This window comes from Salegentibacter tibetensis (assembly GCF_020164485.1).
Classification (GTDB): Bacteria; Bacteroidota; Bacteroidia; order Flavobacteriales; family Flavobacteriaceae; genus Salegentibacter; species Salegentibacter tibetensis.
On the sequence record NZ_JAIQZA010000005.1, the window covers coordinates 14,182 to 27,423 of the forward strand.

The window sequence follows — 13,242 nt, forward strand, 5'->3', positions numbered from 1 at the left end:
TTAGAAGGAATATCCAACACTCATTAAATAGTTTCTAGGTGCTCCTGGGAATAATCTTACATAATTATACCCACCTACCCAATGAGTTTCATCAAAAACATTGTTTAAAAGAAAAGATATATTGAAACGATCTACTTTATATGAAACTCCTGCATCAACTATTGTATAAGATGGTAATTGTAATTCACTTGAGAAAGTATTTCTTTCTGATACAAAATTGGTTCCCAAACTTATTCCCAAGCCTTCTAGTTTATTATCTATAAAAGTATATTTTCCAAAAAATCCTCCCTGGTGTAGCGGTGCATTTTCTTTTCTAAGCCCAATTTCATTTGGGTTATCACTTTCTGAAATTATTGCTTCGTTATAAGCATAATTTGCGGTTAAGCTTAAGTTGGGAAGAATTCTACCATTAATATCCAGTTCAAAACCTTTGGATTCTTCCTGCCCTCTTTGTCTCAATAGTTCGGGATTTCCAGGTTCATTTGCATTTACCAGAATATTATTATTTTCGATATAATACACCGCCAAATTCGCTCCCAAACGATTGTTGAAGAACTCTCCTTTTGCTCCTACTTCTACCATTTCGGCAGTTACAGGGTCAAAAGGTCCACCAACGTTTGGATTTGTTTGGGCGGCCAGGCCTTGTGGTTGGAAACTTTGCGTATAGGTTCCGTATAAATTTATTTCGTTGGTTGCAGAATAAACTAATCCCAGACGGGGTAAGAATTTATTTTGAGTGGTAGTCTCTTCATCTGGCTGGTCTACATTTACAATATCATTGTAATATTCCTGACGGCCACCCAGTAAAACCTGCCATTTATTAAATTTTATCTGATCCTGAATATAAAAACCATAGGTATAATATCTTGTGGCAGAACTTGCGCTCTGGGTAAAAGTATAGTCGCTTAGCTGGGCTACGTTATAAGTAGGGTCGTCCAAATTAAAATGAGGAACATTAGGAACAGGATTTCCGTTTGCATCAAGCAGGAAATTTTGAAAATCGGCAGGATTAGAAGAAACTCCACCGTTCTGTAATCTATAACCTCTGGCAAATGCTGAAGCTGCTCCTCTTGGTTGTTTCTGCTCTATAAAATCGAAACCTGCTACTACTTTATGCTCTAAAGCTCCAGTATTTCCATCAAACACAAAATAACTCGAAAGGTTATCAGCTATGAATTGGCGTTGACGCTGTATAACCTGCATACCCATTTGGGTTGGAATTTGCTCACCGTTACCATCTATAGCAAATTGATTTGAAGTTCTATGTTCTACCAGGTTCTCTTCAAATAAATACTTCATATAAGAAGCATTGAAAGAGATATTGTCTGAAAATTTATGGTTTAAAGATAAGGTAGAGTACACTACATCACTTTTTTGAAAATCATTGGTTTGGTTTATGGCAAAAGAAATTGGAGTAGAATTTAAATCAGTTCCTGCGCTAGCTCCAAAAATTGGTTGTCCACGGTCTAATTTTCCATCAAAATTAGTGATAACCAAATCAAAATTTATTCGGGTTTTATCGGTAGGTAGAAAAGAAATGGAAGGCGCAATCATATAAGATTTGAATTCCTGCAAATCACGAAAGCTATCGGAATTTTCATAGGCGAGGTTCAGCCTGTATAAAAGCGTTTCTTTTTCATTTACTGGCCCTGTAAAATCTGCTGTTGTTCTTAGGGTATTAAAACTACCAAGAGTAAAGTTTATAGATTTTCTATCCTCTGCCAATGGCTTCTTTGTTACCCTGTTCATAACTCCTCCTGGAATTGAATTCCCAAACATGGCAGAAGATGGCCCTTTAATTACTTCTACACGTTCAATATTTGCGAGAAGAGGTTGTGGCCCAAAAAGGCCTACAACACGTAAACCATTGATATAAGTATCTCCAGATCTAAAACCCCGCATTGTAAAATCGTCATAATAGGAAAACATATTAACTCCACTGACATTTTTTACAATATCATTTACGCGGTAAGCCTGTTGATCAGCAAAAACTTCTTTTGTAACATAGCTTATAGCTTGCGGAACATCCTTTATAGGTGTTGCGGTTTTTGTGGCTGCATAGGTTAATTCATTTTTATAAGATCTGGCCTTTCTTCCGGTAATCTCTACTTGTTGAAGGTTTTCTTGAGAAGTAGAAATAGTAAAATTAACGATTTTAGTTGCTCCTTTTTCTAAAGCAATCGATTTAGTTTGTTTCTCGTATCCTAAAAAAGTAACAGCAATTTCATAGCCATCTGAGGGTAAATTCTTAAATGAGTATTTACCATTTTCATCTACCATGGTTCCATCACCATTAGATAACAAAACATTGGCTCCGAATAAAGGATTCCCTTCTTCGTCAACCACCCTTCCTTTAATGGAAGAATTCTGAGCATTAATCGTAAAAAAAGATAAACTGAAAAATAATAGTAGTAAAGTTTTCATATTGTTTGATTGAATATTTTTCGGCAAATATATATTCGTAGTTTATTTAGACCAAATATAAATAAAGATTTATTTAGAGTGGTTCTAATTAATTTAACTCTGATTTTTATGATCTGAATCCTTTAGAATATTCTTCCAATAAAATATGAATCGCACCCAAGATTTATAAAACTTTGAATTTCAAATATCTATTCGAATGGAGAATTAGATTTCGTTACGTCAAATGGTTATTCACAACTGACTTGAGTGAAAGTAAAAAAGAACCCAGGTAAATAACAGACCGGATAGAATCATCAAGGTGCTCAATAGAAGCGCGGTTAAAAAGAAAAGGGGGCAGGTAAAAGATCTGTCCAAATTGCGAATTTGTCTCACGAAACAAATAACTATGTGATTTCCTGAGCCCTGCTACAAACCGGAGAGTAAAGATTGCGAAGCGCTCCAGAAAAATAGTATTTTTCTTCTTTTAAATTATTGAAAGATAATGAATAGGGGAGGAGTTAGTTTTTAGATTTTCAAAAATCTACCACACTATTTAAAGCTTTATCTGTCTCCTGACTTATAAAATAGGATTGGTACATCATAGTCGTGGTGACAGAAGAATGTCTATATAATTGTTGGAGCATTTGAACTGGAATTTTATCTCCTGCAATATTTCCAAAGCTATGTCGTGCAATGTGCATTGTTAACTTCTTAGTTATACCGGCTTTGATTGCCACTTCAGTTAAACGAGAATTCAGCCATTTATTAGCATTTTTGGCTTTTGCATAAAGCTGCTTCTCATTACTGGGATCAACAACCTTTAGTTCGGGGAAAATAAAATCATTATCAGATCCCTTATCATTAATATAATCTTTAAGGATCGCGTGAATCTTTTCAGGTAGCTGGAGAGAAACTAGTTTAGAATTTTTATTCATGGTATAATGAAGGCGGTTGTCGTAAATATCACTCCAGCGAATTCTTAATACATCAGATACTCTTATTCCTGCTAGATAGAAACTAAAAAGCCATATATTCCTGGCGTGGTATTCTTCATCTGTAAGTTCATTGAGCTTTTCTATGCTTTGAATTTCTTGTACAGTTAAGCCAATTTTTCTAGTCTCGGGAAATTTAATCTTAACTTTATCTTTCCCGAATGGATATAACTTCCTATCTACGAGTCCCTGTTTAATAGCTCTATTAAATAACAGGCGGATTAAAACAAGATGGTTTACTATAGTCCTTTCAGATAATTTTTTAGAATTTTTTAAAAAGTTCATGTATTTCCTAAGAAAAGTCTCATCGAGATCCTGAAAAGATAATTGTCTGGATTTTACAAAAGTTGCAATATGTCCAATGTAGGCTTTGTCAACTGTTAACCGACCAAATTTGTTGTTAGCTTTAATTTCTTCTAAGTGTGCGTCTGCTATATCAAAAAAGTTTTTATCAGAATTTAAAAACAGAATGTCCTTTTTTATCTGAGCCGCAGAGAAATCTTTTCCTTCTGCCTGGAGCTGTAATAGAAACCTATTAGTTTCTGCTAATTTTGTTAATAGAAGGTAATTTAGACGAGCAGCGTTAGGATGAGATTTTTTTACTATACATTTTTCATCATCCCAATAATTCAAAGAGATATAGTGACCAATATAAAGATAAGAAGATTTCCTAAATTTGGTTATGCGAATTGCCAGAGGGTATTGCTCTTTTTTATTAGGTTTTTTTCGAAGGGTTATTGATGCATTGGACGACATAACAATCTGATATTTGCCTAATAAAGATAACTATTTTTGGTACAACATAGGTACAACATTTGTTGATATCATATAAAATCAAATGATATTAAATGACACTAAAAAATTTATAACTAATTGATTTTGAGATGTTTTGGGTTATTTTGTGATATAATTTTAACAACTTAGGATCTAGTGCCGCAAGGTGTGAGAGTTCGAGTCTCTCCGCCCGCACAAAAAGCTCTTCAGAAATGAAGGGCTTTTTTTATATTGAAAAAATGAATGAAATAAAAGAGGGGAGAGGGGAGAAGTTTATCCCGATGAATATCGGGAAGTCTCTCCGCCCGCACAAAAAGCTCTTCAGAAATGGAGGGCTTTTTTTATATTGAAAAAATGAATGAAATAAAAGAGGGAGAGGCGAGAAGTTTATCCCGATGAATATCGGGAAGTCTCTCGGCCCGCACAAAAAACTCTTCAGAAATGGAGGGCTTTTTTTGTTTGGGTACAACAGGGGGAACACATTTGGATGGATCAAGCCAAAATTGTGTAAATCATGAGGGGGTATCATCTCCATTTTCATCATCACCTGTTTTTAGTATTGCCCTAATCCTATCGATATGAACCTGTGACATTTTAGCTCTTTCTAGAGCTGATTTAGAACCAACACCCTTTTTCCCGTGTGCGATTTCAGTTAATAGGTTTTTACGCTCCTCGAACATCCGTAACGCAGTCCACATAGTCTCTTCAATCTTGTTTGTTTGTTCAGCCAAAAGAGCAGCAGCCGTATACGCGTGCCCGGTATGACAACGGAACCGCATGTCATCATCTTTATCTACCTGCCATAAAACACCACCACAGCCCGGACAGTTAAAAGGAACCTGATCGCCCACTGTATTAACTGAAGACAAATCGCTCAAGACACGAGCGGCAATTTTTGCCTCTATTAAAACATCTTTAGGAACCGTTTTGTTTTTTTGCAATTCCTGGGGAATAAGCTCATACAGTAATGCTCCCATTGCAGATATTGGTAAGCTATAATCTACTTTTACATTATTAATGGCATTTCTTGGCATAGCAGGATATTGGGCATCATCAGGGTCTTGTACAATGCAAATCCCACCGCATCTTTTAATGGCCTTCATTCCTGCCGTTCCATCATCAAGATAGCCTGTTAGTAATATCCCAATAACACCGGCGCCAAATGCAACGGCTGTAGAGCGGAACAGTGGATCAATAGCAGGACGTGATCTATTTTCCTGAGCTCCTTTGGTTACCAGCAACTTTAGGTCTTTACCAATCATTAGGTGATGATCTGAGGGTGCCAGATATAAATACCCGGGTTTTAAATCGTTTCCGCTTTTTGCGTGTTGACACTTTACTGTATTGAACTTATTTAGCTCGTCCAGGACCACATTTCCAGTAGCATCTGCTGAAATATGGCGAACAACCAATATTGGCAATGGGAAGCCTTTGCGCAGTTGACTGATTAATTTTTTTAATGCATTTAGCCCTCCTGCAGATGTACCTATGACAACTACCTTAGAAAATTCCTCAGGCTTATGAGGTTTATTAGTTTTTTTCATCAACTAAAAATTAATAAAATGCTAAAATGGAGATAAGTTATTTTCTCGTGTATGTTTTCCATAAACTGCAGTTAATTGTGTTATGCCGGGTGTCCTAAAAAATAAAAATTTGTTAGTTGAAAACCAGCCTTTTAAAGATACGCAAATATTTCCGTATGGTTAAATGAAGTTATTTATTAGTGTAATGTAATCTAGTTTTTTTAGCTTGATTTGAACAATTGTAAAGTCAGGATCTAGTGCTGCATGGTGTTTTAATCTCTCTGCCCGCACAAAGAGATAACACATTCAGTAAATTCAGGAGTCAATAATCTTAATCTTTATTACCATTGAAGGCATTTCTTTTTTGAAATTTTTGGATATGAAAAGTAACCTCAGGCATCAAGAGCATTACTCCATATCAAATTGATTTCTATTCTGATAAAAAATTTTGAGTAGTGCTATATATGCGTCCAATGTTTCCTTCAAAATATTTTTCGATTCACGCACAACTTTGGAGAGTAATCCGTTAACGCTGTTAACATAATTTTAACATAATAAGCATTTAAATGCTTTTATAAAATTTTCTGAATTCAAAAACAATTGGATCCAGTCTAATTATTGAGGGATTCTGCTCCAAAATAATCAAATTGGGTTTGTATCATCGGCTCTCTTACCTGTTTGTAGCATGTGAAAAGTTTTCACAATTTTTTTGTTAAAAAATTTAACAAATTAAAAAAAGCGTAATATGTTCGGACTTGTCTCTGAAAGTTTAAAAGTCGTTTTAATTTAAAAAATCATCGAAAACAGTTGTAAAAATAGGCCTTCAAGAAAATTATGAAAAAGTTTGTTTGTTAGTTTTAAGAATTTCCAAATCATTTTTAAAACTAGAAACTCATCTTCCTTGTAGGAATCTGACTATTAAAATATTAACATAGTTGATGTGATTTTTTGGAACGGCCTTTGTAAACTTCAGAACAAAAAATTTTGATAATTTAACATAAAAAACCTACTTATGAAAAAATGTAAATTTTTATTGCTACCTGTTCTGGCGATTCTGGCATGTAGTAAAGATCCAATTTCAGAGAATGAAAATGCAGAAACGCAACTAAAACCAGAAGAAATTTCAGATCAACAATCAGAAATGGCCTTTCCGAACGATCTGGGCCCCGTCTCACAAATTTATTATGCCGGGCAAAAGATGCCTGTTGAAGAACATAATGGTGATTATGTCTATCAGGGCGATATTATGATTCCTGTAAACCAAAGCAGCAAGTCCCCACAATCCATTATTTATGAAAATAAGGAGGCTATTCCACAGGAGAAGAGTACAGGACGTACTTCAGGCCTTTGGCCCGATAATACTGTTTATTACTCCATTGATTCCAATCTTTCTGATAAAAATAGGGTATATGACGCGATAAAACACTGGGAGGATAATACTACGCTAAAATTTGTGGAAAGATCAGGAGAGTCTAATTATATCTATTTTATTTCCGGGTCCGGTTGTTCTTCTTATGTTGGGATGATTGGAGGAAGACAAAACATTACCTTATCTAAATACTGCAGCACGGGAAATACCATCCATGAGATAGGTCACGCAGTAGGTTTATGGCACGAACAGAGTAGAGTAGATAGAAATAATTACATTACAGTGCACCTGGATAATGTTAAAAGCGGATATGAGCATAATTTTCACACTTATGAAGACAGTGGTTACGATGGTGAAGAATATACTACTAGCCTGGATTTTGGCTCCATTATGATGTATGGCGCATATTCCTTTTCTACTAATGGAGAGCCTACAATAACCAAAAGTAATGGTAGTACTTACCAGGTTCAACGTTCGACACTTTCTTCGGGTGATATTACAGGAATAAAAAGTATGTATCCTGAGGATGGAACTGAACCTACCTATATAAACGGTGAATACTATACCATTAACGGGCTTACCGTTTTAAGAATGTATGATGCCTGGTTGCATTATTCAAAGTATGGATGGTTAGAAGTGAAATTCTATAAAAATTACTGGTATTATGTTTAAGGCATAAAGATGATTTTTTTCGAGAAAACCCGGGTTTGTAACCCGGGTTATTTTATAAAAAAATGGAAAAACAATGGGTTAAGGGTGTCTCATGCTTATTTAGAGTGACTACCGAACGGACGGCATAGGCTGGAAAACCTGATAAAAGATAAATGGTTTGTAGTTTATATTCCCCTGGAAAATCCCCTGTTTTTTATTGTTGGCTTGAAAAGAATCTATTTTGACGTCTCATATGTAAAATTTTGCAGTTGAGTATATCCTCTATTTTTTAAATTACTGGAGCAAACTTTTTTGAAAATCGGCCTGGATTTGGAAAAGGAATTTTTTATTGTATTATATTGCCAATTCTCGCAAATAAATTTTTATGAAAAGATTTTTACTACCCCTGCTGTTTTTTTGTTCTTTTTCCCTTTTGGCCCAGGAGGCTTATTTCTTTCCGGATAAAGAAAATTTTAATAAAAATATTCCCAGTCCTCAGGAGTTTTTGGGCTATGAAATTGGGGATTTTCATACCCGCCATGACAGGATTGTAGCTTATTTTAATGAACTGGCAAAACTTTCAGATCGGGTTCACGTTCAGGAAATAGGAGAGACCTATGAGCAGCGGTCAATGATTGTTGCAACCATAACGAGTCCTGAGAATTACAGGAACCTTGAAAATATTCGCAGTGAGCATTTAGAGCTTATAGACTCAAAATCACCATTACCGGAACTCGAAAATATGCCTGTAATTGTCCAGCTGGGCTATAACGTACACGGAAACGAACCTTCCAGTAGTGAAGCCTCAATGCTCACAGCCTGGTATCTTACTGCTTCTGAAGATACTGAAGTCTTGCGATACCTTGAGGAAGCTGTTATTTTTGTAGAGCCGGTCCTTAATCCCGACGGTCGTGACCGGCATACGAACTGGGCAAATATGCATAGAGGTTTTCCTCCGGTTGCCGATGCAAATGACAGAGAACACAATGAGGTATGGCCTAGCGGAAGAGTGAATCATTATTGGTTTGACCTAAACAGGGACTGGCTACCTCTGGTGCACGTAGAGAGCCAGGCGCGACTGGATTTTTATCACAAGTGGTATCCCAATGTGGTGACAGATTTCCACGAAATGGGAACAAACAGCACCTATTTCTTTGAACCTACCAAACCCTACGGCTCGGAGAATCCAATTATCCCACGCTCTAATTATGAGGAGCTGAACAATCTACTGGCACCTTATTTTGCCGAAGCCATGAACGAGATTGGCTCCCTGTACTTTACGAAGGAAGTGTTTGATAATTCCTATCCCGGTTATGGTTCTACCTATCCAGACATTCAGGGCGGATTGGGGTTGGTTTTTGAACAGGCTAGCTCCAGGGGTCATCTCCAGGAGAGTATTCATGGAGATGTTTCCTTTGCTTTTACCATACGCAACCATCTGGTTAACAGTCTTGCTACAGTTAAGGCGGCCGTAGAGAATAGGGAAGTATTTTTACGCCATCAAAAGGATTTCTTTGTTTCTGCCCTGGATCAGGCCGGAGATCATTATGCAAAAGGCTATGTGTTTAGCGATGGTGACGACATGAATAGAACAAAAGCTTTTGTAGACTTGCTTTTGCAACACAAAATAGAAGTATATAAAGCAAAAAATGATATACGGGCAGCTAAACGCACTTTTGGGGAAAATAATTCTTATGTAGTACCGGCAGAGCAGTCCCAGTTCAGGATGGTAGCTACTATGTTTGATACGGTTACCAAATTTCATGACAGTCTCTTTTACGATACTTCTGCCTGGTCTATGGTTCACGCATACGGTCTCCCGTCCTCACCTTTACAAGCACGTGAGATGAGAGGATTAGAGATGGGAGAGCAGATAGACTCATCGTTCCTTAAACCTATGGAGTACGCTGTTGCAGAGAGTGATTATGCCTATCTCTTCAGCTGGCAGGATTATAACTCCCCACGTATCCTTCACGAACTTTTAAAGAATGAAATCATCACTAAAACTGCCTTTAGGCCGTTGAGTATCCAGAGTAATAATGACCGAAAGGAAATTGGTTATGGAAGTATTCTTGTGCCCGTAGCAATGCAGAAAATGACGGGCGAGGAGCTCCATAGCCTAATGAATGAATTGGCAAATAAACACCAGGTGGCCGTAGAATCGGTTTCAGGTGGATTGAGCAGTTCGGGAATAGACCTGGGAAGCAGGAATTTTGTGAAGGTAGAAATCCCGCAGCCACTTATGCTTATAGGTGAGGGCATTTCTCAATACGAAGCCGGCGAGGTATGGCATCTTCTGGACAGCAAATTAAATATGCCACTTCCAAAAGTTGATATTCTCGACTTCCGTCGGGTAAACCTGGATAAGTATAATGAGCTTATTATGGTAGACGGAAATTACCGCCTTTTGCAGGAACAGGACGTAGAAAGAATAAAGGACTGGGTTGAAAATGGCGGTACTCTTATCGCGCAGAAATCTGCTGTAGCCTGGGCAATAGATAAGGAACTCATTAAGGAAGAAGGGATAGTTATAAAAGATACCACAGCTAAAAAAGAAGAAGAACGAGTGCGGTACGATTTTGTTTCTGCCGAGGCTCGGGAAGGAGCTAAGGTCATTGGCGGATCTATTTATAGAGTGGATCTTGATATCACACACCCGCTTGGTTTTGGATATACAGACCGTGATCTGGTAGTATACCGAAATAGTAATTTATTCCTTAAGCTTCCGGAAAATCCATACAGCGCCGTGGCGGTTTATAAAGAAGATCCATTGGTTAGCGGATATGTTTCAGAAGAAAATCTGGAAAAACTCCCGGGCACCAGTTCCATTATTGTAAGTAAACTTGGCTCAGGAAGAGTGATCTCATTTGTCGATAATCCAAACTTTAGGGGAACCTGGTATGGTACGAATAAACTGTTTTTTAATGCTTTGTTCTTTGGGCCGATTATTAATATTCCAGATGTTGCAGATGAATATAAATAGGAAGGTATGATTAGGATATGTTTTTATTAAGGCCGGAAGTGAAATAAATTTTTATAGAATTCTGAAGCCAGCTTTTTGCTGGCTTTTTTTATTTCCGAAAAATTAAAGAAATTAATCAAAATGGAGAGACGAAAAGTTTATATCGATCCTAACCGGAAAGTTGCTTCCCTGCCAATCGCTTTTTAAAAGATAGCAAGTATTATTTTTACAATTACCGATCTACATCAGACTTTACTTCACAATTTCCTGTTGAACAATTTCCCCCCGCACAGGCAAGTCCGAAAAGACCCATTGCAGCCGGCCAGGCGCCAAGTAATACTCCAATCCACTCGCCTTCCACTGCACTTTGCACAATTACCCAGGATCCTATAAAGAAGTAGGCTGCCCGTATCCAGGTCCATCCTGTAAAAATTCTCTTCTTCATAATTACCGGGAAATTTTACTATTTAGGCTAGACCAGCTCCCTCCATTATACACATTGGTGTATCCTTTTGAATTCATCAGGCTTTTTGCAGAACCGCTTCGCATTCCAGACGCGCAACAGAAAATAACAGGTTTGTCTTTTGTTTTTAGAAGTCTGGGGTTTGCATTCAAGGATTGCAAAGGGATATTTTTTGAGCCTTTAATATGACCACCCGAAAATTCTGCTTTACTTCTCACATCTATAATTACTCCACCTTCTTTAAGGAGTATATTATAATCTGGAGCTGGTTTTATTCCTAAAAGCTCTTTAAGTTTTGAGATCATAATTATGCATTTTCGGATGTTAGATAATTTACTTCGAGCCACGAGCCTCCATTGAGACAATTTACGCCATGTTGTTTTAAAAAATTCTCTGCCTGGCCACTTCTGTTTCCAGTGGCACAACATAGAATCAGGGGTGCTTTCATTTCCTTAAATTCCTCTATCCTGTGTGGAATCTCATTTAAGGGAATATTCACAGCTCCCGAAACGCTCCCTCCCATAAATTCCTGAGCGGTACGCACATCTACAACGGTGCCTTGGCTATTTTTAATTATTTCTTCTTTATTCATTACTAGTTATTTTTGATTTAGAATTGCTTGAATTCAGTGTAAATTATCTGCTGAATTATACCTGCAATTTAAGCTCAAAGCTACGTTCCTACAGTTACTATTGTTACATAGAAACCTGAATTACAGCTTTTAAAGCTTAAATGAGCTGCTGTAATGAAGAAATTTTCTTATCCTTAAAGTGGAAAATTAAGCTAATTAAAAGTTTTTAAAAAACCAGAATTTTTCATCCCACCATTTGGAGAAATGTCCCCATTGGGCAGGAGTTGCCATCTTTACCTCATTCTTTCCGACATTCGAAAATTTTCCGCCGGTTTCACTGGCCATTCCTTCACCCGCTTCTATAAAGTACTTTCCTTCGGGCACGAAAGTTAGATCGGGGGCCTGGTTGGCCATTTTTCGGAAAATATTATGGGCCACCACAGCTCCTTGCTGCCTGGCGAATACTCCAATTTTTGGAAGAATTGTACCGGTTTCTGTTGTGATATTGGTGATATCTCCAATGGCATAAACATTTTTAAAGGCGGTTTCCAGCGTCTTTCTTTCTACTTCCACCCAGCCTGATTTCCCGGCTAATGGACTTTTCTGAATAACATGTGGTAGCTGGTGCTTTGGAGTGTAGGCTAATAGGTTATAAGAATAATTTTTCCCATTGCTGAATTCCAGTTTATTCCCCGAAACCGCAGTCAGCGCATGGTTCGGGTAATATTTGATTCCTTTCTTTTCTAAGAGGTCTCTTAGTTCCTGTGAAGCTTCAGGACCTGCGAATTCCATTGGTCCGGCTTCAGGAGTATAAAGAGAAACAGTGGTATTATTAGCCATGTTGTTTTTTCTAACAAAATCTTCTATAAGCATGGCTGCTTCATAAGGTGCAGCCGGACTTTTAAAAGGAAGGGAAGAAATTAATAAGGCAATGTCGCCTCCATCAAACTTCTGTATATCAGAATAAAAACTTTCAGCTCCTTTTAACGTGAAAAAATTATGGCCAAATTGATCAAGATTATAAACATCGGCCTGAGCAACGCCCAGTGAAACTACCATATAATCTCCTTTATATTGCTTTCCTTGTATGCTTACACTAATATTTTCTGGATCTATAGTCTCGATTTCTCCTTTTATAACCTCGAGTCCGGAAGCCTGGAGTCTGTTGGTTTTTTCGGTAATCTCTTCCTGCTTTCTTTTGCCAACCATCACCCAGGGGAGAGAAGGCCAAAACACATTGGTTTTTTCTTTCTCAAAAACCAGGATCTTTACAAGATTGATGTCTTCTTCGTTGCCGCTGAATCTACTTAATTCTCTGGCCGTAACTATCCCGCCTGTACCTGCGCCTAAAACTAAAATCGTTTTCATATGTAGATATTTATTGTTTTTCAATGATCATATGTAATTCACATATTTTCATCGTTGTTTGTATCGCCTTTCCGTTATGCTCATTTCATAATGTGAAATTTTTAAGCTTACTGAACTTCTTGTTTACCCGCACCGGTTCAGGTTTTAAATGCAATGTTTGATGAGA

General features: G+C 37.3%; 9 protein-coding genes. 2 read left to right on the top strand and 7 right to left on the bottom strand.

Annotated elements, in window-relative coordinates; genetic code table 11:
• From LB467_RS03615 to LB467_RS03625, 3 genes are all read right to left on the bottom strand, one after another.
• Entirely contained in the window at window positions 1-2,424 is a 2,424-nt protein-coding gene (locus LB467_RS03615) for a TonB-dependent receptor (protein WP_224472661.1), read from the bottom strand.
• Window positions 2,425-2,936: 512 nt separating this feature from the next.
• Complete coding sequence (locus LB467_RS03620) at window positions 2,937-4,151, bottom strand: site-specific integrase (protein WP_224472662.1); 1,215 nt, start codon at window positions 4,149-4,151, stop codon at window positions 2,937-2,939.
• Between the two features lie 530 nt (window positions 4,152-4,681).
• Window positions 4,682-5,713 carry a chemotaxis protein CheB gene (locus tag LB467_RS03625; RefSeq protein ID WP_224472663.1) on the bottom strand — a complete coding sequence of 344 codons (1,032 nt, stop codon included), beginning with the start codon at window positions 5,711-5,713 and terminating at the stop codon, window positions 4,682-4,684.
• A gap of 991 nt (window positions 5,714-6,704) precedes the next feature.
• Here LB467_RS03625 and LB467_RS03630 point away from each other — a divergent pair.
• Window positions 6,705-7,733, top strand: a complete 1,029-nt coding sequence (locus LB467_RS03630; RefSeq protein ID WP_224472664.1) for a M12 family metallopeptidase — start codon at window positions 6,705-6,707, stop codon at window positions 7,731-7,733.
• A gap of 364 nt (window positions 7,734-8,097) precedes the next feature.
• On the top strand, window positions 8,098-10,695 hold the full coding sequence (locus tag LB467_RS03635; protein ID WP_224472665.1) for a M14 family metallopeptidase: 2,598 nt from the start codon (window positions 8,098-8,100) through the stop codon (window positions 10,693-10,695).
• Between the two features lie 211 nt (window positions 10,696-10,906).
• Here the strand turns inward: LB467_RS03635 and LB467_RS03640 are convergent, their stop codons facing one another.
• The 4 genes from LB467_RS03640 to LB467_RS03655 all read right to left on the bottom strand — a co-directional run bounded on the left by LB467_RS03640 (window position 10,907) and on the right by LB467_RS03655 (window position 13,076).
• Window positions 10,907-11,119 (bottom strand): hypothetical protein, encoded by a 213-nt coding sequence (locus LB467_RS03640; RefSeq protein WP_224472666.1) that lies wholly within the window; start codon window positions 11,117-11,119, stop codon window positions 10,907-10,909.
• A gap of 2 nt (window positions 11,120-11,121) precedes the next feature.
• Window positions 11,122-11,442 carry a rhodanese-like domain-containing protein gene (locus LB467_RS03645; RefSeq protein ID WP_224472667.1) on the bottom strand — a complete coding sequence of 107 codons (321 nt, stop codon included), beginning with the start codon at window positions 11,440-11,442 and terminating at the stop codon, window positions 11,122-11,124.
• 2 nt (window positions 11,443-11,444) lie between these two features.
• Window positions 11,445-11,729 (bottom strand): rhodanese-like domain-containing protein, encoded by a 285-nt coding sequence (locus LB467_RS03650; protein WP_224472668.1) that lies wholly within the window; start codon window positions 11,727-11,729, stop codon window positions 11,445-11,447.
• Between the two features lie 195 nt (window positions 11,730-11,924).
• Window positions 11,925-13,076 carry an NAD(P)/FAD-dependent oxidoreductase gene (locus LB467_RS03655; RefSeq protein WP_224472669.1) on the bottom strand — a complete coding sequence of 384 codons (1,152 nt, stop codon included), beginning with the start codon at window positions 13,074-13,076 and terminating at the stop codon, window positions 11,925-11,927.
• Window positions 13,077-13,242: the final 166 nt, after the last annotated feature.